Source organism: Roseomonas sp. USHLN139, assembly GCF_037145735.1.
In the GTDB taxonomy this organism is placed as follows: Bacteria; Pseudomonadota; Alphaproteobacteria; order Acetobacterales; family Acetobacteraceae; genus Pseudoroseomonas.
In genome coordinates, this window is the sequence record NZ_JBBCWY010000005.1 from 232,473 (window position 1) to 257,957 (window position 25,485).

Genomic DNA, 25,485 nt, shown 5'->3' on the forward strand with positions numbered 1-25,485 from the left:
ATCACAATTGATCGCGGATTTTGGTCGGGATATCCGACTATGATTACCGACATCGACGAGTTTTTTCATTTCTTATTGAAATACGGGAAATATTTACAGGAGTTTTTACATGAATTGCAAAAAATCGGCCCGGCTTCGCTCCGCATGATGCGCGTCTCCCCCCTCCCCCGCGGCGCGATGCCGACAAATTCGCCAGCGATTCCGCCCGGTTTTGCCGCCGGCCTGCCGCTGGGCAGCTGGCCGCCAGCCGAGGCGCTGCCATTGCCGCCACGGCCGATTCCCGCCGATGCCAGCCAGCTCGCGCACCGGCTGACCGTGGTGCTGCTGCTCTTCGCCACCGTGCTGCAGAAGATCGCCATTCCCGGTACCGGCGGCAGCGAGACGGCGCTGCCGATCAGCCTGCTGCTGCTGCCGCTGCTGATGCTGACCGGCATCGGCTCGGGCGTGATGCTGGTCGACGGCCGGCGGCTGGCCGCCTACCTGGTCTTCATGGCCTGCTCGGCGGTGAGCTTCCTGCTGTCGGAAAGCCTGCGGCTGTCGATGACCGGCTGGATCTTCGTCGCGGTCATGCAGGCCTGCTTCGTCTTCCGCTTCGCCCCCGGCCGCTTCGACTTCGCCCGGACGCTGCGGCTGCTCTCCAGCCTGGCGGTCGCCTTCTCGGTGATCGGCGTCGGCCAGTTCTTCGCCCAGTTCGTGGTCGGCCGCGAGCTGGCCTTCTTCATGGAGCACTACCTGCCGCCCGGCATGCTGATGAGCGGCTACAACTTCATGATCCCGCTGGTCTGGGATTCGCCGGTGCTGAAGAGCAACGGGGTGTTCTTCGCCGAGCCCTCCTTCTTCTGCCAGTTCCTGGCGATCGGCCTGATCGGCGAGCTGCTGCGCGCCGCGCGGCCCTGGCGGCTGGCGGTGATCGGCCTCGGCCTGATCACCAGCTATTCCGGCACCGGGCTGATGACGCTGGCGCTCTTCCTGCCCTGGTACATCGTCGACCGCCGCCGCTACGACCTGATCCTGCTCGGCCTGGTGGGCCTGGCGGTGCTGGCGACGCAGGCGGACTTCCTGCAGCTCTCCGCCATCACCGACCGCACGGCGGAGTTCTCCAACCCCAATTCCAGCGCCTTCGGCCGCTTCTTCTCGATCTTCATGGTGCTGCAGGACTACATCCTGACCGACCTGCCGACGCTGCTCTTCGGCCGCGGCCCGGGCTCGGTGATGGAGTTCTTCAGCCAGCTGCACTACGGCGCCTTCGACCCGACCTGGGGCAAGATCTTCTACGAATACGGCCTGGTCGGCTTCATCGCCTATTTCACCTTCTTCACCATCAGCTTCATGATGGCGCGGCGGGAGCTGCGGGTGCCGCTGGCCTTCACCTATCTGTTCCTGGGCGGCTACCTGGTGAACATCAGCATCCTCAGCCTGCTGCTGGCCCTCGTCAGCCTGCCCGCCCTGCAGCGGGCGGCACCGGGCAGGGGGCCGCGCGCATGACCCGCGCCGCCCCCCTCCTGACCCCAGTGCCGGGCCTTGCCGCCCGGCTGCGCGGCCTGGCCGTCTTCGCCCCCTATGTCGCCGGCGGCGGCCGGCTCGGCGAATACGAGCGCTGGCTGGGACGCCCGGTGCGCGGCGTCGTCGACAATGCCGACGAGATGCATGGCTGGGAGGAGATGGTGCAGAGCGTCACCTTCCTGGCGCGCTCCTATGCCGGCAAGCCGGCGCATCCGATCCTCGGCGTCCCGATGCTGGTGGCCGGCGAGCGCGGCAGCCTGGCGCGCGGCGCCGCCGGCGACTACGACCCCTGGATGCAGCGCGTCGCCCAGCTGCTGGTGCAGCAGGGCCTGGGCGACTGCACCATCCGGCTGGGCTGGGAATTCAACGGCAGCTGGATGCCCTGGTTCGCCGGCAACGACCCGCGCGCCTTCCAGCGCTACTGGCGGCGCACGGTCGACCTGTTCCGCCGCCATTCGGCGGATTTCCGCTTCGACTGGTGCCCGACCCTCGGGCACAAGGACATGGTGACCGAGGCCGCCTGGCCGGGCGCCGACCATGTCGATGTGATCGGCGCCGATGTCTACAACGAGTGGTGGAACCCGCGCTCGCGCGACGATCTCGACGCCCGCTGGCACGACGAGTATCTCTGGACCCGCTTCGGGCTGCAGTGGCACATCGGCTTCGCCCGCGACACCGGTAAGAAGATCTCCTTCCCGGAATGGGGCACGCGGCCGCTCTCGGCGCATGGCGGGCATGGCGGCGGCGACGACCCGCACTTCATCATGCGCATGGCGGCCTGGTTCGATGCCGCTGAGGACATGCTGGCCTATCACGCCTATTTCGAGCGGATCGACGTCGCGCTGAAGGGCGATGCCTATCCGCAGAGTGCCGCCACCTTCCGGCGCCTGTTCGGCGCCTGAAGGCCGCGGCCCGCCTCAGGCGGCGGGCAGCGAGCGGAAGGGACGGCGCATCGCCCGGCCGATACGCCGCGCCGCGTTGAAGACATGCCGCCCCTGCTGCCGGGTGTGCAGCCCGGTGCGCTGCCACGCACCCAGCGGCACGGTGACCGGCGACAGCGTGACCAGCGGCCCGCGCCGCTCGCCGCGGCGCCAGCGGGCCACCTCTTCCAGCGCGGCGCCGAGGTCGAAGCTGACCAGGCTGCGGCCATCCTCGCCGATCGCCGAGGGGGCGTGCAGCGCCAGGCCCAGCCCCTGCGCCAGCAGGTCGCGCAGATTGTCCATGCGGTCGTCGATGAAGGCGGCCTGCTCGCGCGGCACGCCGAAGCGCTCCTCGGCCAGCGGCAGCACCCAGCTCTTCTGCAGCCCGTGGCGGATCAGCCCGAGCGGCCCGCCATGCTTCCAGCCGGCGCGGAACAGCTCCTCCGCCGCCAGCAGCCCGGCGAGCCGCGCGGGGTCGAGGCCGGCCGCCTCCAGGATGCGGCGCGCCTCGGCGCCCGAGCGATGCGTCAGCACCGCGACCTGGCCCGGCAGCGCCTGCAGCAGCGGTCCCAGCCCGGCATGCAGCCGCAGGATCTCCTGCTGCGGCAGCAGCGGCGCGCCGGTCTCGAAGACGACGACGCCATCGAGGTCGAGGAAGAGCAGGGCGCGGGTCATGTCCAGAGCTCCAGGCCCCGGGCGCGCAGCCAGGCCTCGTAGGCGGTGAGATAGGGGCTGCTGCCCGACCAGGGATAGAAATGCACGTCGCGGTGCAGGTAGACGTCGGGCGTCACGGCATGCGCCGGGTCGATCGCCTTGGCGTCGTCCGACCAGCAGATCACGCCGGTGGTGACGCTGGCCGCACCCGCGGCGTGCAGACGGTCCAGCACGTAGCGCAGCGAGCCGCCGCTGACGATGCAGTCGTCGATCAGCAGGACATGCAGCCCGGCGACCGGCACCTCGAAGGAGCTTTCCGACTTCTCGAGCTTGTTGTAGCGCTTCTGGAACCAGTACCAGAACAGGCCGACGGGCCCCCAGCTCAGCAGGCGGGTGGGCACCGGCACCAGCTTGCGGATCGCCTGCAGCCGCTGGATCCAGCGGCTGCCCTGGCGGCGCACCTTGACCATGTGGAAGGGGATGCCGAGCTGGTCCGCCACCACCTGGGTCGGCAGCAGCGCGCCATTGGCCAGGCCGATGATCACGTCATAGGGCGTGCCGCGCGCCGCCAGCTCCACGGCCAGATGGCGCGACAGCTGCTCGGCCTCGACCAGCGTCATGTTGCGCTTGGCCTGGTGCGTCGCATAGCGGTGATGCGTCGCGGCATCCGCGGCGGCGATCGCGTCGCCGGCGGGAGGGCGCGACAAGGCGGCTTGCAGGGTCATGACCGGGACTCCTCGGGCGCGGGGTTCATGCGGGCTGCGCCGCCGGCGAGGCGGCGCGGAGCCCGCGCAGCGTCTTCAGCATCAGCAGGAAATAGGAGGTCGCCTGGCAGGCGTAGATGAGCACGTAGCCGGTGACGAAGGTGTCGATGGTCCAGCCGTTGAGGCCCGAGACGGCGGCGAAGACCAGCATGGCGGCCAGCGCCGTGGTGGCGCGGCGGGCCAGCGGCCGCAGCTCGCCGATGCCGGCGAGGACGGCGCCGCTGACCGCCTTGATCATCATGAAGACCAGCATGAAGCAGATGGCGAGCTGCATCTGGCCGGAGACGATGTCGGGATGGCCGAGCAGCGTGCCGAAGATATGGTCGCCCCAGACATAGATCAGCGTCGAGGCCACCAGGCAGGGCACGGCGCAGAGCGCGAAGGCGCCGCCCATCAGCTTCGTCAGCGTCGCCGTGTCGCCGTCGTGATAGGCCCGCGTCTGGTGCGGCAGCATGGTCTCGGTCACCGTGAAGAAGGCGGTGCCGCCGAAGCGGGTGACCTTGTAGAACATGTCGAAGGCGATCAGCGCCGTGGCGCCGGCCTTGGCCGCCAGCAGGGCGTAATAGGGAAAGATGTAGATCAGGAAGTCGGAGAGCGAGAGGCTGGCGGAGCCGGCGATCTCGCGCCCGTCCTCGCGCAGCACCTGCCAGCCGCGGCGGATGCTGGTGCCGGTGAACAGGCCGAAGCGGTGCTGCGCCAGCCGCGCCAGCACCGCCAGCGCGGCCAGCCAGAGCAGCACGAAGCCGATGCTGTAGTCGAGCAGCGGCAGGCCGAAGGCGAGACCGCCGGTCAACAGCAGCAGCAGCGCGCGGCGGCTGAAATCGATCGCCTCGGTGATGACATACTGGTCGTTGGCATTGGCGGCGATGCGCAGCACCATCCAGGGCAGCGGCAGCACCGAGCCGCCGAAGAACAGGATGATGGCCAGGCCATGCGCCATCGGGCCGAGATCCCAGATCTCCAGCACCAGGGTGAAGATCAGCGTGGCCAGCAGCGCCGCCAGCGAATAGCCGATCAGCGCGGTGACCGCGGCGCTGCGCAGGTCGTCGCGGTCGCCCTTGCTCGGATCGACGAAATTCTGCCGCATCCGGCCGAACAGCCGCACCGAGATGCCGAGATCGGCCTGCAGCACCAGCGAGGCGAAGGCGATCACCGCCGCCAGGAAGGCATAGTCCTGCAGCCCGATCTGCCGCACCAGCGTGTAGGTGAGAAGGAAGCTCCAGACCGTCGCCAGCCCCGTGCTGCCGATGCGCAGGGCGAAGAACAGCAGTGATCGACGCATCCGGTTATCCTTCGGCCTGGTCGTGGGGGAGAAGGCGTGGTGTCACGCCGCGTCGCGCCCGGGCCGGGCGGCCCGATGGGCGAGCAGCGCATCGCGCAGCGCCTGGCCGCGCTCGCGCCAGTCGAAGGCGCCCTCGGCGGCGGCGAAGGCGCCGCGCTGCAGCGCGTCCAGCCGCGGCGCGTCGTCGATCGCGCCCTGCACCTGGCGCAGCAGCCCGTCGAGCTCCGGCGCCAGCAGCATCTGCTGCCGCACCGCCTGCGGCAGGCCGGCGGCGCAGACCTCGAGGGCAGCGACGGGGACGCGGTTGAAGATGTATTCCAGCAGCTTCATCTTGAAGCCGCCGCCGATCGGCTCGGCCACCACCGCCAGCCGCGCCGAGGCGAGATAGGGCGCCGGGTCGTCGACGAAGCCGGTGAACTCGGCGGCGCGGTACTTCTTCGACAGCTCCTGGCGCAGGTCGTCGGGCATGTCGCCGACCACCCGGATGGCGATCCCCGCCTTGGCCAGCACCGGATCGGCCTGGTCGAGGAAGATGCGCAGATTGGCCTGCTTGGCCGACCAGCGGTAGGAGCCGAACAGCACCACGGCGCGCGGCCGCGTCTCGGCCGGGTCGCGCGCCGCCAGCCGGGCGCCGTCATAGCCGGGCAGCAGCGGCAGGATCCAGCGTCCCGGCGCCTGGGTGGCGAACAGATCGGCATCGGCGCGGGTGATGGTGGTGACGACATCGGCGCGGCGGCTGATCCAGCGCTCGAAGCGCGTGGTCTTCAGGTGGTTCTGCAGCAGCGCCAGCCGCTTCGGCAGCTTCTCCCCCCTGTCCTGCCACTGCATCTTGGTCACGCTCTCCTCGTGGTCATGCGTGACGAAGACGACCTGCGGCTTGCCGGCCATCAGCCCCGCATGGTGCAGCACCCAGCCCATCCCGTACTGGTCGACCACGATGGCATCCCAGGGGCCCTCGGCGGCCAGCCGGTCCAGCGCCGCGCGATAGGCCGCCGTCGCATGCCGCGCCGCGACCAGCGGCATGGTGCTGGCCAGCGACAGCAGCTTGTGCCGCTGCGCGCCGGGGATGATGTGCCAGGTGATGCCCGGCACCGGCGGCGGCGGCGCCTCGCCGCCGAGGCCGACGAAGGTCAGGTCGACACCGGCGCCGGCGAAGGCCTCGGCCAGCTTGGCGCTGTAGATGCGGTCGCCCGCCGTCGCCGGGAAGGGCATGCCGCGCGCCAGCCAGAGGCAGCGCAGCGGCGGCGCCTTGGGCGTGGCCATGTCAGCGCGCGCGAGGGGGGGCAGTTCCTGCTGCTCGATCATGCCGCAGCCTCCGTCAGGCCCTGTGCCGTCGCGGTGGCCGCCGTCGCGCGCAGATGCGCGGCCAGGCGCAGCGCCAGCGCCACCACGGTCAGGGTCGGGTTGGCATGGCCGCAGCTCGGGAAGACCGAGGCGCTGGCCACGAAAAGATTGGGCGCGCCATGCACGGCGCAATCGGCGTCGACCACCCCCTCGCGCGGCGAGCTCGCCATGCGGGTGGTGCCGATGTGATGGCCGCCGACCGGGGTCGAGGCCGCGACCGCCTGCTCCAGCGTCGCCGTGTCGAGCTCCAGCGTGGCGCAGCCCGACTGGGCAAAGGCATCGCGGATCAGCAGCATGCTGCGGGTCAGGCTGTCGATATCGGCGCGCTTCAGCCGCCAGTCGACCGAGAGCCGCGGCATGCCATGCGCGTCGCGCTGGTCGGTCAGCGTCACGCGGTTGTCGGCATCCGGCACCTGCTCGGCATTGATGTCGAGCGGATAGGCGCCGGCGCGGCTCGGCATGACGACGAAGGGCAGCTTGCGGCTGGCGAGGATCCGGCGGCGAATCCAGTCCTGGCCGAAATGCGCGACACCGGGCGCGTCGCGCAGCAGGTTGCCCAGATGCCGCGCCCAGAAGCCGGCATCGCGGGTCATGCGGCCGCGCTCGGCGCGCTCCACCGCCGCCAGCTTGCGGCGGTATTCCGGGATGATCAGGTCCTTCACCAGATACATCGCCGAGAGCACGCCGCTGCCATGCGAGGGATCGGCGATCAGCGGGTAATGCAGGCGGAAGATCGTGTTCATCAGCCCCTCGCGCCGCTGCGCCTCGGCGGCGACGGCGAAGCGGCGACGGACATAGATGCCCTCGGCCGTCGTCTCGAAATGCAGCGCGACCGGCCGCTTCACCGGGTCGAAGCGCAGCAGGCCGAGCGTGTTCTCGACATGGCACATGTAGAAGCGGCCAAGCGCGCCGCCCTCGTTGCCGAGGCCGCCGCGGCGCGAGCCGTCGGAGGCCATCAGCAGCCGCGGCACCTCCAGCCCGCCACCCGCCAGCACGTAGCGGCGGGCGCGGATGGTGAAGGAGCGGCCGGGGGCCGAGGCGGCCTCGAGGCGCTCCACCGGGCCGCGCGGCGCCACCAGCTTCAGCGCCTGGGCATGCAGCAACAGCTGCACCTCCGGCGCCGCCGCCAGCCGGTCATGCGCGGCGCGGCCGAAATCGGTCGGCCGGCTGAAGCGCTCCAGCCCGTCCGAGAGGATGTCGGGATGGGCGAAGCCGGCGATGCTGGGCGGCGCGGCCTCGCCCAGCGCCTCGGCCACCGTCGGGCCCCAGGAACCGGCATCGCAGGCCGCCAGCGCCGCCGGGTAGTGGCGCTGCAGCTCTTCCCAGCCGATCGGCCAGCCGCTGTTCTCGACCCAGGCGCGGCGCTCCAGGTCGATCGGGTCCAGCGGCACGCAGCGCCCGCCCCAGATCGAGGTGGCGCCGCCCAGCATGCGGCGGCGGTAGAGGTCGGGCGTCGGATGCGGCGAGCCTTCCGCCACCGCGCCCTGCAGCCCTTCCTGCGCCGCCGGCTCGAAGCGCCGGCCACCGGCCTCCAGCACGATGATCGACAGGCCGGAACCGAGCAGCGACTGCGCCACCGTCAGCCCGGCCGCGCCGCCACCGACGATGCAGAGATCGGCCTGCAGCACCTGCCCCTGCGGCAGGCTGCGTGCGTCGATGATCATGCCGACCTCCTGTGCCAGCCGGCCGTGGCGGCATGGCCCAGCGCCTCGTCCAGATGCTGCGCCGAGGTGGTGCCGATCAGCGCGGTCGCCCCGGGCCAGGCGAGCGCCGCGCCGATCGCGGCCTCGCGCTGCGCCGACCCCGGCGCCTGGCCGGCGAAGAGCTCGCGCAGCAGCAGCCGGCCGCCCCGGCCGGTGAAGGCAGCGATCTCGGGCTGCAGCGCCGGGGCCAGGGCCAGCGGGATCTGCAGCCCGGCCAGGCCCGCCAGGCGCAGCGCGGCGCGGCCGGCCTCGACATCATCGACCGAGATGCCCCAGCCGCCGAGCTTGCCGGCCTGGCGCAGCCCTTCGAGCAGGCCGAATCCCTGCCCCGCCGCGATCGCCGCGGCATCCGGGCTGTGCAGCAGGAAGAGGTCGATGCGCTCGGTGCGCAACCGCTTCAGGCTGCCCTCGATGGCGCGCTGCAGATGCTGCGCCGAATAGTCGCGCGGCAGCGGCGCGGCGCGGCGCGCGGCGATCCCCCGCTTCAGCCCCGGCAGGCTGCGGGCCAGCAGGCCGAGCGGCCGCTTGACCAGCGTCACCGCGCGCTGCGCCCGGGTGAAGCGCTGCCCGGCCTTGGTGACGAGGGTGACGCGGTCGCGATCGGCGGCAAAGGCAGCGCCGATCAGCCGCTCGCTCTCGCCCTGGCCATAGATATCGGCGGTGTCGAAAAGCGTCACGCCGCGCTCCAGCGCATGGCGCAGCAGGCGGATGGCGGCATCGCCGCGCGCGCCGCCCAGAGTGGAGCCGAGGCGCGAGCAGCCGAGCCCGATATCGGCATTGGCGGCGGCCTGGGGCGGCTGCTCAGCGAGCTGCGCGCTCATGAGCGCACCCGCGCCGCGGCGCCGCCGCGGATCGACTGTGCTGGCGCCCAGGTCTGGAAGCGCTCCCCCTTCAGCGAGCGCAGGATGCCCAGCGCCGTCGCGCAGAAGGCCAGCCAGACCTCCCAGAGCTTCTGCGCCGGACCGATGCGGAGCCGGATGGCGGCGGCAGCACCGGCCAGGCCGAGGCCGGTGGCGCCCAGCACCAGCCAGGCCGGCAGCTGCTGCAGCGCCGCGCCCAGGAAGCAGAGCGCCGCCAGCACCAGCAGCGGCGCCACCAGCCAGCGCAGCAGCTTGTGCGAGACATAGCCGTAGAGCGGCAGCGCCGGCAGCCGCTTCAGCCGCGGCCAGAGCAGGCGGTGCACGTTGAAGGCCTGGCAGGAGATGCGCACCTTGCGCCGGAACTCTTCCTTCCTGTCCACCACCGATTCCTCATGGGCCAGCACGTCGGGCGCGCGGATGACGCGGTGGCCGTCACACAGGATGCTGAGCGAGACGAAGAAATCATCGATGATGTCGTCCGGCACCGGCGGGTTCAGCGCGCGGCGCACGGCGAAGAGGGAGCCGTCGGCGCCGATCACCATGCCATGCTCGGATTCGGCCTGCTTGATGCGCTCCTCCAGGCTCCAATAGGCGGAGTTCACCGCGCTGGTGTCGGACACCACCTGGTTGCCGTAGAGCAGATGGCCGCAGACGCAGCCGACGCGCGGATCGGCGAAATGCCGGCGCAGCGCATTCAGCGCCTGGGCGTCGATCATCACATTGGCATCGGTGAAGACCAGCAGCTCGCCGCGCGCCAGGCCGGCAAGGTGGCGCATGCCATGGCTCTTGCCATGCCGCTCGGGCGCGGCGACCACGGTGATGCGGTCGGCGAAAGGCTCGAGCAGCGCGGCGGTCGCATCGGTCTGGCCATCGACATAGACCAGCAGTTGCACATCGCCCGGCGTGGCATCGGCCAGCGCGATCAGGTTGCGCGCCTTGGCCTCGATCACCGCCGCCTCGTTATAGGCGCACATGCAGACGGTGACGCTGGGCAGCGCGCCATCGGCCGGCGGCAGCGGCGCGGCCGGCGGACGGCGCAGCAGCCGCAGCGACAGCGGATAGGTCGTGAAGGGATGCAGCGCCAGCCCGGTCAACAGGGCTCCCGTCAGCAGCAGCATTGCGCCTGTCCTCCTCGGGGCCGCGGCGCAACGCCGGGCCGGAATGCGGTAGCGGGATGGGTCACCGCCGCGCCACGGGCGCGGCGGCGGGGGCCAGCGGCGGCATCGCCTGCCCGGCGGGCTCGCGCAGGGCGTACCAGGGCTGGGCCGATGCGGCGGCGGGCCACAGCAGCATGCCGGACCACCACCTCACAGACGCGGCGCCTCGGCCAGGGTGGCGGCGGCGGCCGGCGGCGCCGCGCCGAACTGGAAGTGCCGCGCCAGCGCGGCACTGTAGGGCGCGACCGCCGACCAGCGCAGATGGATGCCGTCGTAGAAGGCGGCCTCGTCGACGACGCGCGCGCCGTCGCCGTCCCAGAACTCGCCGCCGGACGCCGCGAGAACCTGGCGGACGCGCCGGCCGAACTCGTCCTGCATGGCGTTGTCCGGGTCGTTCAGCCGCTTCCAGGCGGGGTGCATCGGCGTCGAGGCCACCAGCATGCGGCGGCCGCTGCGGTGCATCGCGCGCGCGAAGCGGTCGAGCGCGTCGAAGCAGGCCTGGTCGAAGTGCCGGACGGGGCCGTAGAGCAGCGTGTCGCGCACGCCATGCGTCTCCATCGGCCCGCTGGCATAGCGGTCGAAGACCAGCGGATCCATCACCTCGCCGCCGCCGCGCTGGGCGCCGACGGTCAGCGCGTTGCGCAGCAGCGCGCCGGGCGCGAAGTAGCGGATGTAGTAGGGCCAGCGGGAATGGCCGCCATAGACGAAATCCTCGGCGTCGCGCGGATCGAAGACCTCGGTGCGCGTGCGCGCGCAGTTCTCGAAGTCATGCGGGCTGGCGATCATCACCACCTCGCGCACCGAGGGGTAGTGGTCGAGCAGCCAGCGCCCGGCGAAGGTGCTCTGGTTGGCGGTCAGGCCGCAGAAGGCGCCGTTCAGCGGCAGCGCCTGCGGGTTCTCCTGCCGCACCACATCGCCGTCGAAATGCCGCCAGGCGATCGAGGAGCCGATGACCAGGAGGTTCGGCGCCCCGGGCGGCTCGGCGCGCAGATGCGCGAGCTTCTCGTCGACGCAGATCGAATTGGCGAAGCTCGGCGGCGGCAGGTGGCCGGTGGCACCCAGACCGAACAGGAACAGATAGAACAGCAGGAAACTGCCGCCCAGCCCGCCCAGCAGGGCGAGCAGATAGCGTTTCGGCACCGGTTTCGGGTCGGCCATGGCGTCAGCCCCCGACCTTGCTCTGGATGAGCCGGGCGAAGTCGCCGACATTGTGCAGCGTGTCGAGCTCGGCCGTGCGGAAGCGGATGCCGAACTTCATCTCGACCGCCACGATCAGGCTGACATGCGCGGCGCTGTCCCAGCCCTCGACATCATGCGCGGTGGTCGCGGCATCGACGGTGATGCCGTCATCGTCGAAGACATCGCGGAAGATCTCGTTGAGCTGGCTGTAGACCTGGGTGTCGTTCATGGCGTCAGCACCTGCTCGCGTTGCGTCTGGATGGCGATGGCGTGGGAGGGCAGCGGCACCGCGCCGAGCCGGTAGCGCCAGAAGCGGGCCTCCGGCGCCGCGCCGGGCGGCGGGTCGCAGGGCTCGAAGCCGAGCCGCGGATAATGCGCCTCGACCATGCCGTTGCGGCCGGAGGGGATGTATTCGCCGACAAGCTCGTGATAGCCGCGCTCGGCGGCCGCCTCGGCGAGGACAGCGAGCGTCGCCTCCTCCACCTGGCGGCCGAGCACGCGGCAGCTCATCAGCCAGGTGTCGATGCGCAGCGCATCGCCCGCCGGCTTCGCCAGGATGACGGCGATCAGGCCGTTGTCGCCGAACTTGTCGCGCAGCCGCAGCGACAGCGCCAGGCTGCGCGGATCGGCCGCCAGCGCCTCGACCGCCGCCTCGGTGGTGCGGCGCGTGGTCAGGTTGAACTGATTGGTCTTGTTGACCAGCTGCACCGTCCGCGGCAGCTCGGCCGGGCCGACCTCCTGCGCCTGCAGCACCATGGCCAGGCTCTGCAGGTAGCCTGCCATGTCGGTGGCCTCCTCCAGCGCGGCGCGGCGCTCCTCGCCGGCCGCATAGGCGCGGCCGCGGGCGGCATCGTCAGCGGTGAAGGCGATGGTCTCGAAATAGCCGGCGCCCGCCAGGCAGGCGGCGTAGTCGGCGGCATCCTCGGGCAGCTCGGGCACGGCGACCTCGGGCAGCTCGCGGCGGATGATGTCGCGCTCGGCCGGGTTGTCGTCGAGGAAGACCAGGCTGTCGATGCCGATGTTGAGCCGCTGCGCGATCTGCCGCAGGTTGCTGGCCTTGTCCTGCCAGTTGGCGACGAAGCAGGCGATGTCGCCGCGCTTCAGTGCCATCTCCGGGTGATCGGCGAAAGCGGCCTCGGCCACCGCCAGGTCGTTCTTGCTGCAGACCGCGAGGATCACGCCACGCTGCCCGAGCGCCGCCGCATAGCGTTGAACGGAGAGAAAAGCCTCGCCGGTCGGGCTGCCCTGGCCGAGCTTGATGCCGGCGATGCCGTCGTCGCCGATCACCCCGCCCCAGAGCGTGTTGTCGAGATCCAGCACCAGACATTTCTTCGCCTGCCCGGCCGCCGCCGCCGCGATGCGGGCGACGAGGTCGCCATACAGGGGCGCCAGCGCATGGCTGACCAGCTGCTTCGCCTGATGCCAGCGCACGGCATCGCCCAGCCCCTGACCCTGGCCCAGGCGCGCCGCCTCCCAGGCGAGGTCGAGCAGCAGCACGCCCTCCTCCCGCGCGGCGCGGCGCAGCGCGGCGTTCAGCCGCTCCACCAGCGACCAGGGCGAGGCCGGCACCAGCGCCTCGAAGCTGCCGAACAGCGGCGGGTCCATCGGCACCAGCGTCTGCTGCACCACCTGCGCGGCGAAGCGCGACCGGGCGCGCCGCCACAACCGGCGCAGCTCCTCGACCCGCGCGGCGACGGCCGTCTCCACCGCCTCCTCGGAGGCGGTCAGCGGCAGTTCCAGCGGGGCGTCGCGGGCATCGAGCGCCAGCAGCACCATCTGCGGCGCGAAGGCGGCCAGCGCCGCATCCTCGCCCAGCAGCGCCTGGCGGTACTGGCCATAGGCGGTGGTGTGCACCGCCAGCGCCAGGCGCCGCGACAGGCCGGCGACGCGCATCGCCGGCAGCAGATGGTCGACGGTGTGCGAGGCCAGCACGGCAACGCGGTACGGCGCCAGGCCTGCCGATGCCGGCGCGGCCCCTTCGGCGATGGCGCGCTGCGCCAGGCGATCGATCCGCGCGGTGGCCGAGAAGTCGCGGCGGAAGCCGGCGAGCCGGGCCGCGCTGGCCAGCAGCGTGGCCGGATTGTCCTCCGCCCGGGCGGCGGAGAGCGCCGCGCCAAGGTCGGGATGGGCGGGAAGCCAGGCGAGCTGGTCCATGGGGCTGTCCGATCCGGTCGCGGTCAGAACTGGAAGTACAGGAATTCGGTGGGCGCGGCGGAGAGCGCCCGGGCCAGCGCGTAGAAGCCGACCACGCCGACCGCCACGCCGACCGCCGCATTGGGGCGCCAGCGCAGCCAGGGCAGGTGCTGCTCCATCCAGCTCGACCAGGGCTTCCAGCCCAGCGCGGTGCGGGCGGCGCGCAGCCATTGCTGGCTGTTCGGCAGGGTCCAGCAGAAGGCGAGCAGCACGGCGATCTGCAGCGCCGTGGTCGGGCGGAAGAAATCGGGCTGCGCCACGTTGATGCCGAGCGCCGCGATGATGCTGCCGATCCCCGGCAGCGCCGCCAGCACCGGCGGGAACTCGAAGCCGTGCAGCCCGGCCATGCCGGCGAGCAGCGTCAGCGCGGCGGTCAGGTCCACCGAGCGGAAGAACACCGCGCCCACGACGACGCAGAGGAAGGTGGTGAGCACGGCGATGCCCCGCTTGACCGGGTTGCTGCTGTCGAGAGGCATGCCGCGGCTCGCCTTGAAGGCGCGCCAGCCATGCGCCACCACCAGGTAGAAGGCGTGCAGCGCGCCGAAGGCGACGAACTGCCAGCCAGCGCCGTGCCAGACGCCGGAGATCAGCAGGGTCGCGATGGTCGGCCAGGCGACCAGGTGCAGGAAGGCACCGGGCGACATCTTGCCGCGCTTGGGCAGCGGCTTGCCGGCGGCGACGCGCGCCCGCGTCGCGCGCAGCACCAGCGGCGTGTAGATGTAGGTGGTCAGGAAGCGCGTCAGCGTCATGTGCCAGCGCGACCAGTACTGGATGATGTTCTGCGCCTTGTAGGGGCTGTCGAAATTGGCCGGCAGGCTGATCCCGAACAGCAGGCCGAGGCCGATCGCCATGTCGCTGTAGCCGGAGAAGTCGAAGTAGAGCTGCAGCGTGTAGGACAGCGCGCCGGTCCAGGCGTCGAGCATGGCGAGGGACGCGCCGTCGGCGGCGGCGGCGAAGACCGGCGCGGCCTCGGCGCCCATCGGGTCGGCCAGCACCACCTTCTTGAACAGCCCCATCAGGAACAGCGTCGCCCCCACCGCCATGGTGTCGATGCGCGGGCGGAATCCGTTGGGATCCTCGAACTGCTCCAGCATCTCCTTGTGGTGGGTGATCGGGCCGGCGATCAGATGCGGGAAGAAGGTGATGAACAGGCAGTAGTTGGCGAAGTTGTGCTCGCCGACGGCGCCGTCATGCGCGTCGCTCAGATAGGCGATCTGCTGGAAGGTGTAGAAGGAGATCGCCAGCGGCAGGATGATCTGCGGCGCGCTCCAGCCGGCGCCGGTGACCTGGTCGGCCACCTGCACCAGGAAGCCCGTGTACTTGAAATAGGCCAGCAGCAGCACGTTGGCGGCGATGCCGGCGATCAGCAGCGCCCGCGTCGGATGCCGCCGCAGCAGCCCGCCCAGCCAGAAATTGGCGGTCATGCTGGCCAGCAGCAGCGGCACGTAGATCGGGTTCCACCAGCCGTAGAAGACCAGCGAGGCGGCCGTCAGCCACAGCCCGGCAAAGCGGCGATGCCCGCCGCCGGCCAGCAGCACGAAGCCCAGCAGCACGACAGGCAGGAAGCCGAGGATGAAGCCGGCCGAGTTGAACAGCATGGGGGGGGGATCGCTTGTGTCAGGTCGGGGGAGGGTCGGGGGTCGGGGGTCAGGCGCCGGCGCCGTGGGTCGGCGGCAGCGGCCAGGCGTTCCGCTTCTTCTCCAGCGCCGCCAGGCGGCGCAGCGCCGGCGCCAGGCGCGGGAAGCGGTAGCGCGCGTACATCAGCGCCTCGATCATGTTCCGGCGCATCACCAGCGGGCGGACGGCGCGCCACTGCTCGGGGGGCAGCACGCGGCGCAGCGTCAGCGCCATCGGCAGATGCGGGAAGGTGCGGTAAAGCCAGCGCCGCTGCCCGCGCACCAGGCTGCGGTGGTAGTGGTCCGCCGGATGGTCGCCGCGCTTCAGCAGCACCTCGGGCAGTTCCAGGTACTCGCCCTCCAGCAGGGTGAGCGCCAGGACGATCCAGTCGTAGCCGAAGACGTCGATGCCTTCCGGGAAGCTGCGCTGCAGCGGCGCGGTGCGATAAAGCGAGTAGAAGCGCGAGGCCTCGCCCGGGCTACGGAAGAATTCCGCCAGCCGCTCGGTCGGCGTGCCGCGCAGCGGCTCGGTGCCGCCGGAGGGACGCGAGCCGTGCGGCCCGATCATCGTCACCCGCGAGCCGCAGGCGATGGCCTGGGGGTTGGCCATCAGCTGCGCGTGGTTGGCGGCGATGAAGTCGGGCGCCCAGAGGTCGTCATGGCAGGCCCACATGAAGAAGGGCGTGGTGGCCGCCATCAGCACATAGCGGAAATTGCCGCAGATGCCGCGGTTCTCGGGCTGCTGCACCAGGGTGACGCGGCGGTCGCGCGCGGCATAGTCGGCGCAGATGGCGACCGTGTCATCGGTGGACTGGTTGTCCGAGATGATCAGCCGAAAATCGCCTTTGCTCTGACCGAGCAGCGAGTCCAGCGCGCCTCGGATCTCCTGGCCGCCATTGCGGACGGGCATGCCGATGGTGACGTCGGGTTCAGGGCACATGCCCGGCCTCCACGGGGATATGGAATCCGGGACAGGCCGCGCGCTGCCCATGAATTCCGGCCGGGAACGTAACCAAGGACGGGCCACCTTCCAATATAAAATCGCGGAGCTCTCGAATAATTATTCGGTCGGAAGAGACAAGGATTAGTTTTCATGGAATTTACGCGATGTTTTCCTCTTATTTTAATTCCCGTCCTGGCGAGGAAAGGCGGTTTTCACTGGCGACAATTATGCATTTCCAACGTCATTACGTCTTGCAAATAGCGGCGACCCAGGCATTTAGGCGACAGGCAATGGTCGCCGAATGACAGCCCGCGCGCTGCGGCAAGGATCGGAGAGAAGGCATGAAAGCGGTGATTCTCGCAGGCGGGCTCGGCACTCGCCTGGCCGAGGAAACCTCGGTGCGGCCAAAGCCCATGGTCGAGATCGGCGGCCGGCCGATCTTGTGGCACATCATGAAGATCTACGCGGCGCACGGCATCAACGACTTCGTCGTCTGCCTGGGCTACCGCGGCGACGTGATCCGCGACTATTTCCTGAACTACGGGATGCGGAGCGCCGACATCACCGTCGACCTCGGCCGCGGCGCGGTGCAGATCCACAACAGCCGGGCCGAGGACTGGCGCGTCACCCTGGTCGATACCGGGGCCGACACGCTGACCGGCGGCCGCATCAAGCGCGTGCTGCCGCATGTCGCCGATGACGACGCCTTCTGCATGACCTATGGCGACGGCGTCGGCGATGTCGACATCACCCGCGCCATCGCCCTGCACCGCGCCCAGGGGCGGCTCGCCACCCTGACAGCCACGCAGCCCGAGGGCCGCTTCGGCGCGCTCCGCATCGAGGGCGATGAGGTCAAGGCCTTCAAGGAGAAGCCGAATGGCGACGGCGCCTGGATCAATGGCGGCTACTTCGTGCTGAGCCCGAAGGTCGGCGACTATATCGACGGCGACCACACCACCTGGGAGGACGAGCCGATCGAGCGCCTGGTTGGCGACGGGCAGCTCTCGGTGTTCCAGCACCATGGCTTCTGGCACCCGATGGACACCATCCGGGACAAGACGCACCTCGAGAAGATGTGGACCTCCGGCAAGGCGCCGTGGCGGGTCTGGGAGAACTGAGCCATGCGCATCCTCATCACCGGCAACATGGGCTATGTCGGCCCCGTCCTGGTCCAGCACCTGCGCAGCCGCTTCCCCGGCGCGCATCTGGTCGGGCTTGACCTCGGCTGGTTCGGCCATTGCCTGACCACCGCGGCCCCCCTGCCCGAGCTCGCCCTCGACGAGCAGCGCTTCGGCGATGTGCGCGACGTCACTGCCGCCGACCTGGCCGGCTTCGACGTGGTGGTGCATCTCGCCGCCGTCTCCAACGATCCCATGGGGCTGCGCTTCGAGGCGGTCACCAACGAGATCAACCACGAGGCCAGCGTCACCGTGGCGCGCGCCGCGGCGGAAGCGGGCGTGAAGCACTTCGTCTTCGCCTCCAGCTGCAGCGTCTATGGCTTCGCCGATGACGGCCGGCCGCGCACCGAGGAGGACACGGTCAATCCGCTGACCGCTTATGCGCGGTCCAAGATCGCGACCGAGGTCTCGCTCAAGGCGCTCGACAACGGCGCCATGACCATCACCTGCCTGCGCTTCGCCACCGCCTGCGGCATGTCGCCGCGGCTGCGGCTCGACCTGGTGCTGAACGACTTCGTCGCCGGCGCGCTGGCGAATCGCGAAGTCAGCGTGCTGAGCGACGGCACGCCCTGGCGGCCGCTGATCCATGTCCGCGACATGGCCCGCGCCATCGAATGGGCGGCGACCCGCCCGGCCGAGAATGGCGGCGGCTTCCTGACGCTGAATGTCGGCTGCGCGGCCTGGAACTTCCAGGTGCGCGACCTGGCCGAGGCGGTCGGCCGCGCGGTGCCCGAGGCCAATGTCTCGATCGCCGTCTCGGCGCCGCCGGACAAGCGCTCCTACCGCGTCGACTTCGAGCTCTATGCGAAGCTCGCCCCCGACCACCAGCCGCAGGAGACGCTGGCCGGCACCATCGCCGAGCTGCGCGACCGGCTGGGCGAGGAGGGCTTCGCCGATGCCAACTACCGCAGCTCCTCGGCGATCCGCCTGGTGACGCTGGAGAAGCTGATCCGCAGCGGCGCGCTGACCGAGAAGCTCGAGACCACGCGGGTGGCGGCATGAAGTTCATCGAGACCAAGCTGAAGGACGCTTATATCCTGGAGCTGGAGCCGCGCGAGGATGAGCGCGGCTTCTTCGCGCGCGCCTATTGCGAGGCGGAATTCGCCGCCGCCGGCCTCTCGGCCACGCGCTTCGTGCAGATCAACAACAGCTTCAACCGCCAGGCGGGCACGCTGCGCGGCATGCACTACCAGCTGCCGCCGGCCGCCGAGGTGAAGGTGGTGCGCTGCCTGCACGGCGCGCTCTACGACGTCATCGTCGACCTGCGCCCGGACAGCCCGAGCTATGGCGACTGGCTGGGCGTCGAGCTGACGGCGGAGAACCGCCGCTCGCTCTACGTGCCGCGCGGCTTCGCCCATGGCTTCATCACGCTGCGCGACGATACCGAGACGCTCTACCTCGCCAGCGACGCCTATATGCCCGGGCAGGAGCGCGGGCTGCGCTACGACGATCCGCGCTTCGGCATCGACTGGCCGATGGCGCCGGCGTCGATCTCGGAGAAGGACCTCGCCTGGCCCGCTTTCGACCCGGCCTTCCACCGGCCCGAAGCGCTGCTCGGCCTGCGTTGACCATGGCGGCTCACAACCACCGCTCATCAGGGGCCCTCAAGGGGGATGCGACATGATCTATGACAGGTTGCTCCGCGAGCGGGCCGCCGCCGGCACGCCGATCCGCGTCGGCATGTTCGGCGCCGGCTTCATGGCGCGCGGCATCGCCAACCAGATCGTCAACTCGGTGCCGGGCATGGTGCTGTCGGTGATCTGCAACCGCAGCCTCGACAAGGCGCGCCGCGCCTTCGAGATCGCCGGCCATACAGAGATCGTCGAGGTGGCCGACGATGCCGGCCTCGCCGCCTGCATGGCCGCCGGCATCCCGGCGATCACCCAGGACCCGCTGCTGCTCTGCCGCGGCGACCTCGACTGCCTGGTCGATGCCACCGGCGCCATCGACTACGGCGCCATGATCACGCTCGCCGCCATCGAGCACGGCAAGGACATGGTTTCGCTCAACGCCGAGCTGGATGGCACGGTGGGGCCGCTGCTGAAGCGCAGGGCCGATGCCGCCGGCGTCATCTTCACCGGCTCGGATGGCGACCAGCCGGGCGTGCAGATGAATCTCGTCCGCTTCGTCCGCTCGATCGGCCTGACGCCGCTGCTCTGCGGCAACATCAAGGGACTGCAGGACCCCTACCGGAACCCGACGACGCAGGAGGGTTTCGCCCGGAAGTGGGGGCAGGATCCGGCGATGGTGACCAGCTTCGCCGACGGCACCAAGATCAGCTTCGAGCAGGCGATCGTCGCCAATGCCACCGGCATGTCGGTGCTGCAGCGGGGCATGACCGGCATCAACCATCCCGGCCATGTCGACGAGCTGACCCAGCATTACGACATCGAGGCGCTGCGCGCCTGTGGCGGCGCGGTCGACTACACCGTCGGCAGCAAGCCGGGACCGGGCGTCTTCGTGCTGGCCACGCATGACGATCCGAAGCAGCGCCACTACCTCAACCTCTACAAGCTTGGCGAGGGGCCGCTCTACAGCTTCTACACCCCCTACCATCTCTGCCATTTCGAGGTGCCGATCTCGGTCGCCCGCGTGGTGCTGTGCCGCGATCCGGTGCTGCAGCCGCTGGCCGGCCCGCGCGTCGACGTGGTGACCACGGCCAAGGTGGCGCTGGCGCCCGGCGACGTCATCGACGGGCTCGGCGGCTACAAGACCTATGGCCAGGCCGAGCGCCACGAGGTGGCACGCTCGCAGCGCCTGCTGCCGATCGGCCTGGCCGAGGGCTGCATCGTCAAGCATCCGCTGCCGCGCGATGCCGTGCTGACCTATGACGATGTCGAATTCCCGGCCGAGCGGCTGATCGACCGGCTGCGCGCCGAGCAGGACGCGATGTTCGAAATGGCGCTCTGAACCCTTCTTCAGGCCGCGAAAGGGCCCCGCGCCGTTCTGGTGCGGGGCCCTTTTCTCATTCCGGCGGCGGCTTCGGCAGCAGCGGTACGCCGATCACGCAGCGCACGCCATCCGGCAGGAATTCCAGGTTGGTCTGCGCCTTCAGCTGGTAGGGCAGAGCGCGCTCGATCAGCTCCGTGCCATAGCCGCGGCGGCGCGTGCCGTCGTCGGGCGGGATGGCGACGCCGCGCTCGCGCCATTCCAGCCGCACCATCTGCTGCGTGCCGATGCTCTCGAGCGTCCAGTGCACGGCGAGCGAGGCCCCGGGCCGGGTCAATGCGCCGTACTTGACCGCATTGGTGGCCAGCTCGTGCAGCGCCAGGCCCACCGCCTGCGCCGCCGCCGCCGGCAGGGCGACGGCCGGCCCGTCGATGCTGACCTGCCCGCTGCCCAGCGTGCCGCTGCCATGCGCGGTCAGTTCGGCCGTCAGCAGCGCATGCAGGTCGATGTCCTGCGCATCGCTTTCCGCCAGCAGGCTCTGCACCCGGCCCAGCGCCGAGAGCCGCCCCTTGAACTCGGCGGTGAAGATGTCGAGCGAGGCGGCGCTCTGGATGGTCTGGATGGCGATCGACTGCACCACCGCCAGCAAATTGCGGGTGCGGTGCTGCAGCTCGGCCAGCAGCACCTGCTGGCGGCCCTGCAGGCTGCGCAGATCCTCGATGTCGGTCATGGTGCCGACCCAGTCGGCGCGGTCGCCAGCTTCGGCCGGCGGCATGTCGGAGGCCCGCACTTCGACCGGCCGGGCGCGGGTCTGGTGCCAGCGATACTGCCCGGCCTCGGCGCTCCAGACGCGGTGCTCCATGTAGTATTCGCCGCGCTTCTCGGCACGCTCCCAGGCGGCGCGCGTCGCCTCGCGGTCCTCCGGATGGATCGCCTGCAGCCAGCCGAAGCCCTGGCTCTGCCGCAGGCTGAGGCCGGTGAAGGCGATCCATTGCGGGCTGGCCCAGCTGCGCTGCCCGTCGGGACGGGTGCGGAAGACCAGCTGCGGGATCGAGGTCGCCAGCACGCGGAAGCGTTCCTCGTTGCGGCGCAACGCCTGCTCGGCGCGATGCTGCTCGGTGCGGTCGCGCACGATCTTGACGAAGCCCTGCTGCCCCGGGGCGCCACGCCCGCGCATCAGGGTGAGCGACACCGAAGCCCAGAACAGCGTGCCATCCTTGCGGCGGTACCAGCGCTCGCCGGTCGCCAGGCCTTCGGCGCGCGCCGTCTCGCGCTCGGCGGCGGGAACGCCGGCGACCTGGTCCCGCTCGGTGAACAGCAGGTCGGCGCCCTGCCCCAGCATCTCCGCCGCGGTGAAGCCGAACAGCCGCTCGGCGCCCAGATTCCAGCTGGCCGCCCGGCCCTCGGGATCAAGGGTGAAGATGGCGAAGTCCGTCGCGCTGGCCAGCAATCCCTCGAAGAGCTCCTCCCTCGGGGGGGGCGTCGGCGGCGCGGACGGGATCGGACCTTCGGTCACGATGTCTCCTCTGTGGCTCTGGGTCTCGCTCCATCGCCTCGCGCGACGGCGCCGCCCTGACGGCCCTCTGCGCGGCAGGGCTTTCCGAGGTGGCCAGGGGCGGCCGCTTCCTTCCCACCCCTGCATCCTTGCGCGACTTCCTCGAAGCTTCCTAGCGAAGAATTCCGGTTCATCCCTGGCCTGCACAGCAACGAATCACGATCCCGCGGTGCCGCCGCGGGCTGGCGCCGCCACGGGTGCTGCCGCGTCAGCGCCCAGGGGCGGGTCCAGAACGGCCTCAGCCGGCCCGAGGGGGCCGGCTGAGGCGATTGCGGCAGGGAGGGCAAGAGCGCGGATCAGCGTGGCGACCGGGCCTTCTCGCTGGCCTGGTGCGCCTTGTACTGCCGCCAGCCCGCCAGCAGCGCGCTGAGCTGGTCGGCCTGGCTGGCATTGTCGCGGCGCAGCTTCTGCAGCCCGCGGCGCAGCGCCAGGATCGGATGCCCGGCCGGCAGATCGGCGCCCGTCGCCAGCGCGTTGAGGAAGGCCGGCGCCAGCCGCGGATCGTCCCGCTCGATGACATAGGCGCCATAGCCCATCACCGAGGAACGGCCATATTCCACCATCTTGCGGGCGAAGCCGCGCAGCTCCAGCAGGCGCGGATTCTGCGTCAGGATCTCATGGATCTCGGTCGCCGCCGCCCGCTTGCTGCGGATCGCCGGTGTCTTGCGCTCCAGCCGCCACAGCAGGTTGGCCATGGCGACGGCCAGGGCCTGGTCGCCGAAATTGCCCTCCGCCACCTGGCTGCGCACCAGGCGGCGCGGCTGGGCGTCATAGGTGGCATAGGCTTCCTCGGGCAGGCCGCGCACCACCGGGGCGATGATCTGCCCCTGCGCCGCGATCACCGCCAGCAGCCGGTGCTGGCCGTTGATCAGCAGCCCGCTGCGCGAGAAGCAGATCGGCTGGCCATTGGTCATCCAGCGCCCGCGGCGGATGTCGCGCGCCAGGGCGTCGACATGCGACTTCACCGGACGGCGGCCGGCGACGTTCATGCGGAGATAGCGCATGGCCAGGCTGGCATCGATCGCCTCGACCCGCGCCTCGGCCTGGGGCGGCTCCTCCTCGGCGCCGGGCTCGCCGGCCTCCGGCCGTGCGCCGGTCAGCGCGGCCAGGCCGCGATAGCCCTCCAGCTCCGGGAAGGGTTCGGCCGGGCCCAGCGCGCCGGCGCGCTCGACCCAGGTCAGCCGCCGCAGCTGCTCGTTGCGCAGCAAGGCGTTCAGCGCCTTGATCGACAGCGCGATCAGATGGCTGTTGCTCAGCCCGCCGCGCTCGATCTCGTGGCGCAGCATCACGCCGGGCTCATGCGGCGGCCATTGCCCCGGATACTGCACGGCATGCAGCAGCCGGTCGGTCAGGCCGGGATTCACCTGGTGGCCCATGAACAGGATCATGGTGCGCACCGGCTCCGGCAGCGGCGAGCCCGGCATGGCCAGGCTCTGCGCCAGCGCCTTGCGATGCGCATCCGTATGGGCCAGCAGCTGCTCGAGCTGGGTCCAGGAGGCGCGCGGCGCCAGCGGCTTGGTCATGTTGCCCTCGTCGTAGCGGACGAGGCGCATCAGCAGATTGGCCAGCAGGTGATGGTTGACCACGCCGCGCGGCCGCAGGATGCCGGAGAGCGAGCGCGGCCGGTGCTGGTCGATGGTGTGGAAGGCGGCATCCTCGACACCTTCGACGACCAGCGTGTCGAAAGCGGTCTCCGCCTCGATGCAGGCGGCCAGGCGCTGCACGCCGTCGAGCAGCACGCCCTGCTGCGACATGATCAGCGGCATGCCATTGGCCACCCAGCGACCTTCGCGCATCGCCTCGGCATAGGCGCGCACGGTGGTGTCGATGCGGCGCGCCTGCGGATGCTGCTGCTGCAGCATCTCGGCCGCCGTCTGCGGCGCCAGGCGCAGCTGGCGCAGCCGCAGGCTGGTCTCGGGCAGCAGGTCCTGGCGCAGCGCGCGCTGCCAGCGGAAGGGCTCGCTGCCACCCGACATCTGGGCGGCGCCAGCCCCGCTCATGGAGCCACCCCACGCCGTGAGGAGATGGCCGGCCGCGCTGGGTTCCTCGGCTTTTCCGGGCCGCTGCGCGGGGCGGCGGCACCAGAATGGACGCTTGGGTACATGAATTTTCTCTCCGGCGTCATTCAATCGGCCGTGGAAAAGGGTGGCGGCCGGCGCGGTTCTTGCAGCCATAGAGGCCTGCCCCGTCGATATGAAGTTTCCCAAATAGTTTAAACTACAAAACTGAACCATAACGGGATCGTGAACGGTTTATTCTCGTTATCATAGGTTATTTGCGTGGCGCTTTACTTCCATGCCACGAATTTCTTGGCTCGGCAGTGGCTTAGCGGCCCGATCGCCCGACTGGGCCCGGTTGCGGGAGTCGGAGTGATTCTCCCCGACGCCCTGACCAGGCTGTGGCGGAGCCGGCCATGGCCGCCATCCCATCACGCAGTGCAGCATACCCGGATTCTGTTGTCCTCCTCATGACTCTGGCGAACCGAAAGCCGCAGGAAGGGTTTGCGCGCCGATCTTCAGACAACGTTCCAGCAAGGCTCCAGATGCAAATGGAAAAGGCAGCGTTTTTCAGCAAGGCCGTGACGCGGTTTCTCGCAAGATAGAATCACGACTTCGTGGAAGCTTGGGCAAAGCGCAGTGATAAGTCTTTGAGCTTTTCTTGGGCCTTTTCACCGGAAAATATGTAATGCCACGCAGTTTTTTCGTGCCGCCATAAACGGTATCGACGAACCGGTCGCAGCCCCGGCCATCCGTCTCTACATTTAGATTTAGGCGCAAAAAAAGGCGGAATTGTCGCCATCTTCCTATTTTTGCACGGACGGACAAAACTGCCGATAAAGTGAGGGGCCGCCAGCGCCGGCTGAATCGGCGATGCACCCTCCGGTTACGGACCGGTTACGTGTTCCAGGAAATCGCAAGGCGCTTTTGCCGTGGCCCTTTTCGCCAGGCCAAAATCAGCCCCCCATAGGGTGCAAGTTCCCGGAGCGAGACAGCGGGAGCCGTCGACCTGTTGGAGAAAAGATATCCGCATGACGACACTGAAAGGCCTGCGGCCCCCGCCGCTCCGCCTGCTGTCCGCCAACGTGTCGCGTGCCGACCGCTGCTCGCCACTTTCGCTGTCCCCCACGCAGGAGTTGATAAACTTCCTGCGCCGCAACCGAGCTTCAAGGAGGGCGTCATGACGCTCAAGCGTGGACCGACGCATTCTGACACCGCCATGGGTCGCGAGATCCGCCAGTGCCGCCGTGCGGCCGGCATGACCCAGAAGCAGGTGGCCGCCATCATCGGCGTGACCGGCGCCCAGCTGCACCGCTACGAGACGGGCACGACGCGCATCGCGACGACGCGGCTGATCGCCATTGCCAATGCCCTGGGCGTGCGCCCGGACAGCCTGCTCGCCGCCGCCTCCACCGCGGTGACGCCGGAACAGGTGACGCCGCTGCCCAACACGAACGAAGAGATCATCGCGCTGATCCAGATGTTCGGCAGCATCCCCGACCCGCGGCACCGCAGCGCGCTGGTCGCTGTGGCCCGCATGATGTCGAGCCCGAACGCGCCCCAGCCGCCGATGGAGGAGATGCAGTAGTCCGTCAGCCTGCGTGCCACGGCCGCGGCGCTTCGCGCACCGCGGCCGGCAGACGGCGCCGTCGGAGGCGATCTCTGGGCGGCGCTGAGACGATGCCCCTGCCCTGCGGCAGGGACGGCCGCAACCGCCCTCCCCGCCGAGCTGGCCTGGTGGCCTGCGC

At 70.1% G+C, this 25,485-nt stretch carries 21 protein-coding genes; 7 read left to right on the forward strand and 14 right to left on the reverse strand.

The genetic code is table 11. From position 1 onward, the window contains the following. The first annotated feature begins 261 nt into the window (after nucleotides 1–261). Nucleotides 262–1,485 carry a hypothetical protein gene (locus WFI16_RS15920; RefSeq protein WP_419898813.1) on the forward strand — a complete coding sequence of 408 codons (1,224 nt, stop codon included), beginning with the start codon at nucleotides 262–264 and terminating at the stop codon, nucleotides 1,483–1,485. Next, nucleotides 1,482–2,405, forward strand: a complete 924-nt coding sequence (locus WFI16_RS15925; protein WP_419898814.1) for a glycoside hydrolase family 26 protein — start codon at nucleotides 1,482–1,484, stop codon at nucleotides 2,403–2,405. Before WFI16_RS15920 ends, WFI16_RS15925 begins: the two co-directional genes overlap by 4 nt. A 15-nt stretch (nucleotides 2,406–2,420) precedes the next feature. On the opposite strand, the gene WFI16_RS15930 is transcribed toward WFI16_RS15925, so the two are convergent. From WFI16_RS15930 to WFI16_RS15985, 12 genes are all read right to left on the reverse strand, one after another. Further along, the gene (locus WFI16_RS15930; RefSeq protein ID WP_419898815.1) at nucleotides 2,421–3,098 is read right to left on the reverse strand and encodes a hypothetical protein; all 678 of its coding nucleotides are present in this window, start codon (nucleotides 3,096–3,098) and stop codon (nucleotides 2,421–2,423) included. Further along, entirely contained in the window at nucleotides 3,095–3,802 is a 708-nt protein-coding gene (locus tag WFI16_RS15935; protein WP_419898816.1) for a phosphoribosyltransferase, read from the reverse strand. The genes WFI16_RS15930 and WFI16_RS15935 overlap by 4 nt, the downstream gene beginning before the upstream one ends. A gap of 25 nt (nucleotides 3,803–3,827) precedes the next feature. Then, a complete protein-coding gene (locus WFI16_RS15940) occupies nucleotides 3,828–5,123 on the reverse strand; it encodes a hypothetical protein (protein ID WP_419898817.1) in 1,296 nt (431 codons plus the stop codon). A gap of 42 nt (nucleotides 5,124–5,165) precedes the next feature. Further along, a complete protein-coding gene (locus WFI16_RS15945; protein WP_419898818.1) occupies nucleotides 5,166–6,428 on the reverse strand; it encodes a glycosyltransferase in 1,263 nt (420 codons plus the stop codon). Next, nucleotides 6,425–8,131, reverse strand: a complete 1,707-nt coding sequence (locus WFI16_RS15950; RefSeq protein WP_419898819.1) for a GMC oxidoreductase — start codon at nucleotides 8,129–8,131, stop codon at nucleotides 6,425–6,427. Before WFI16_RS15950 ends, WFI16_RS15945 begins: the two co-directional genes overlap by 4 nt. Beyond that, on the reverse strand, nucleotides 8,128–8,991 hold the full coding sequence (locus tag WFI16_RS15955) for an aldo/keto reductase (RefSeq protein WP_419898820.1): 864 nt from the start codon (nucleotides 8,989–8,991) through the stop codon (nucleotides 8,128–8,130). Before WFI16_RS15955 ends, WFI16_RS15950 begins: the two co-directional genes overlap by 4 nt. Beyond that, complete coding sequence (locus WFI16_RS15960) at nucleotides 8,988–10,148, reverse strand: glycosyltransferase (protein ID WP_419898821.1); 1,161 nt, start codon at nucleotides 10,146–10,148, stop codon at nucleotides 8,988–8,990. The genes WFI16_RS15955 and WFI16_RS15960 overlap by 4 nt, the downstream gene beginning before the upstream one ends. A 189-nt stretch (nucleotides 10,149–10,337) precedes the next feature. Further along, the gene (locus WFI16_RS15965; protein ID WP_419898822.1) at nucleotides 10,338–11,345 is read right to left on the reverse strand and encodes a hypothetical protein; all 1,008 of its coding nucleotides are present in this window, start codon (nucleotides 11,343–11,345) and stop codon (nucleotides 10,338–10,340) included. Nucleotides 11,346–11,349: 4 nt separating this feature from the next. Beyond that, on the reverse strand, nucleotides 11,350–11,595 hold the full coding sequence (locus WFI16_RS15970) for an acyl carrier protein (protein WP_419898823.1): 246 nt from the start codon (nucleotides 11,593–11,595) through the stop codon (nucleotides 11,350–11,352). Next, a complete protein-coding gene (locus tag WFI16_RS15975) occupies nucleotides 11,592–13,520 on the reverse strand; it encodes an HAD-IIIC family phosphatase (RefSeq protein WP_419898824.1) in 1,929 nt (642 codons plus the stop codon). Before WFI16_RS15975 ends, WFI16_RS15970 begins: the two co-directional genes overlap by 4 nt. Nucleotides 13,521–13,543: 23 nt before the next feature. Beyond that, on the reverse strand, nucleotides 13,544–15,157 hold the full coding sequence (locus tag WFI16_RS15980) for an MBOAT family O-acyltransferase (protein WP_419898825.1): 1,614 nt from the start codon (nucleotides 15,155–15,157) through the stop codon (nucleotides 13,544–13,546). A 49-nt stretch (nucleotides 15,158–15,206) separates the two neighbouring features. Next, complete coding sequence (locus tag WFI16_RS15985; protein WP_419898826.1) at nucleotides 15,207–16,115, reverse strand: glycosyltransferase family 2 protein; 909 nt, start codon at nucleotides 16,113–16,115, stop codon at nucleotides 15,207–15,209. 344 nt (nucleotides 16,116–16,459) lie between these two features. Here WFI16_RS15985 and rfbF point away from each other — a divergent pair, with 344 nt between their 5' ends. The 4 genes from rfbF to WFI16_RS16005 are packed head-to-tail and all read left to right on the forward strand — an operon-like array spanning nucleotide 16,460 to nucleotide 20,206. Further along, on the forward strand, nucleotides 16,460–17,236 hold the full coding sequence (gene rfbF / locus WFI16_RS15990; RefSeq protein WP_419898827.1) for a glucose-1-phosphate cytidylyltransferase: 777 nt from the start codon (nucleotides 16,460–16,462) through the stop codon (nucleotides 17,234–17,236). Between the two features lie 3 nt (nucleotides 17,237–17,239). Next, nucleotides 17,240–18,298 carry an NAD-dependent epimerase/dehydratase family protein gene (locus WFI16_RS15995; RefSeq protein ID WP_419898828.1) on the forward strand — a complete coding sequence of 353 codons (1,059 nt, stop codon included), beginning with the start codon at nucleotides 17,240–17,242 and terminating at the stop codon, nucleotides 18,296–18,298. Next, nucleotides 18,295–18,864: a dTDP-4-dehydrorhamnose 3,5-epimerase gene (gene rfbC, locus WFI16_RS16000; protein ID WP_419898829.1), complete on the forward strand. Its 570-nt coding sequence runs from the start codon at nucleotides 18,295–18,297 to the stop codon at nucleotides 18,862–18,864. Before WFI16_RS15995 ends, rfbC begins: the two co-directional genes overlap by 4 nt. Before the next feature lie 52 nt (nucleotides 18,865–18,916). Continuing rightward, nucleotides 18,917–20,206 (forward strand): NAD(P)H-dependent oxidoreductase, encoded by a 1,290-nt coding sequence (locus tag WFI16_RS16005; RefSeq protein ID WP_419898830.1) that lies wholly within the window; start codon nucleotides 18,917–18,919, stop codon nucleotides 20,204–20,206. Between the two features lie 55 nt (nucleotides 20,207–20,261). Here WFI16_RS16005 and WFI16_RS16010 read toward each other — a convergent pair whose 3' ends face one another. Then, nucleotides 20,262–21,701: a PAS domain S-box protein gene (locus WFI16_RS16010; protein ID WP_419898831.1), complete on the reverse strand. Its 1,440-nt coding sequence runs from the start codon at nucleotides 21,699–21,701 to the stop codon at nucleotides 20,262–20,264. Between the two features lie 335 nt (nucleotides 21,702–22,036). Further along, nucleotides 22,037–23,740: a hypothetical protein gene (locus WFI16_RS16015; protein WP_419898832.1), complete on the reverse strand. Its 1,704-nt coding sequence runs from the start codon at nucleotides 23,738–23,740 to the stop codon at nucleotides 22,037–22,039. Between the two features lie 1,177 nt (nucleotides 23,741–24,917). On the opposite strand from WFI16_RS16015, the gene WFI16_RS16020 reads away from it, so the two are divergent. Beyond that, nucleotides 24,918–25,325: a helix-turn-helix domain-containing protein gene (locus tag WFI16_RS16020; protein WP_076958926.1), complete on the forward strand. Its 408-nt coding sequence runs from the start codon at nucleotides 24,918–24,920 to the stop codon at nucleotides 25,323–25,325. Nucleotides 25,326–25,485 lie beyond the last annotated feature (160 nt).

What these genes read in the sequence shown, in the direction of transcription:
- WFI16_RS15925 (WP_419898814.1), top strand. Translation starts at nt 1,482, where the DNA reads ATGACCCGCGCCGCCCCCCTCCTGACCCCAGTGCCGGGCCTTGCCGCC.
- WFI16_RS15930 (WP_419898815.1), bottom strand. Translation starts at nt 3,098, where the DNA reads ATGACCCGCGCCCTGCTCTTCCTCGACCTCGATGGCGTCGTCGTCTTC.
- WFI16_RS15935 (WP_419898816.1), bottom strand. Translation starts at nt 3,802, where the DNA reads ATGACCCTGCAAGCCGCCTTGTCGCGCCCTCCCGCCGGCGACGCGATC.
- WFI16_RS15940 (WP_419898817.1), bottom strand. Translation starts at nt 5,123, where the DNA reads ATGCGTCGATCACTGCTGTTCTTCGCCCTGCGCATCGGCAGCACGGGG.
- WFI16_RS15945 (WP_419898818.1), bottom strand. Translation starts at nt 6,428, where the DNA reads ATGATCGAGCAGCAGGAACTGCCCCCCCTCGCGCGCGCTGACATGGCC.
- WFI16_RS15950 (WP_419898819.1), bottom strand. Translation starts at nt 8,131, where the DNA reads ATGATCATCGACGCACGCAGCCTGCCGCAGGGGCAGGTGCTGCAGGCC.
- WFI16_RS15955 (WP_419898820.1), bottom strand. Translation starts at nt 8,991, where the DNA reads ATGAGCGCGCAGCTCGCTGAGCAGCCGCCCCAGGCCGCCGCCAATGCC.
- WFI16_RS15960 (WP_419898821.1), bottom strand. Translation starts at nt 10,148, where the DNA reads ATGCTGCTGCTGACGGGAGCCCTGTTGACCGGGCTGGCGCTGCATCCC.
- WFI16_RS15965 (WP_419898822.1), bottom strand. Translation starts at nt 11,345, where the DNA reads ATGGCCGACCCGAAACCGGTGCCGAAACGCTATCTGCTCGCCCTGCTG.
- WFI16_RS15970 (WP_419898823.1), bottom strand. Translation starts at nt 11,595, where the DNA reads ATGAACGACACCCAGGTCTACAGCCAGCTCAACGAGATCTTCCGCGAT.
- WFI16_RS15975 (WP_419898824.1), bottom strand. Translation starts at nt 13,520, where the DNA reads ATGGACCAGCTCGCCTGGCTTCCCGCCCATCCCGACCTTGGCGCGGCG.
- WFI16_RS15980 (WP_419898825.1), bottom strand. Translation starts at nt 15,157, where the DNA reads ATGCTGTTCAACTCGGCCGGCTTCATCCTCGGCTTCCTGCCTGTCGTG.
- WFI16_RS15985 (WP_419898826.1), bottom strand. Translation starts at nt 16,115, where the DNA reads ATGTGCCCTGAACCCGACGTCACCATCGGCATGCCCGTCCGCAATGGC.
- rfbF (WP_419898827.1), top strand. Translation starts at nt 16,460, where the DNA reads ATGAAAGCGGTGATTCTCGCAGGCGGGCTCGGCACTCGCCTGGCCGAG.
- WFI16_RS15995 (WP_419898828.1), top strand. Translation starts at nt 17,240, where the DNA reads ATGCGCATCCTCATCACCGGCAACATGGGCTATGTCGGCCCCGTCCTG.
- rfbC (WP_419898829.1), top strand. Translation starts at nt 18,295, where the DNA reads ATGAAGTTCATCGAGACCAAGCTGAAGGACGCTTATATCCTGGAGCTG.
- WFI16_RS16005 (WP_419898830.1), top strand. Translation starts at nt 18,917, where the DNA reads ATGATCTATGACAGGTTGCTCCGCGAGCGGGCCGCCGCCGGCACGCCG.
- WFI16_RS16015 (WP_419898832.1), bottom strand. Translation starts at nt 23,740, where the DNA reads ATGAGCGGGGCTGGCGCCGCCCAGATGTCGGGTGGCAGCGAGCCCTTC.
- WFI16_RS16020 (WP_076958926.1), top strand. Translation starts at nt 24,918, where the DNA reads ATGACGCTCAAGCGTGGACCGACGCATTCTGACACCGCCATGGGTCGC.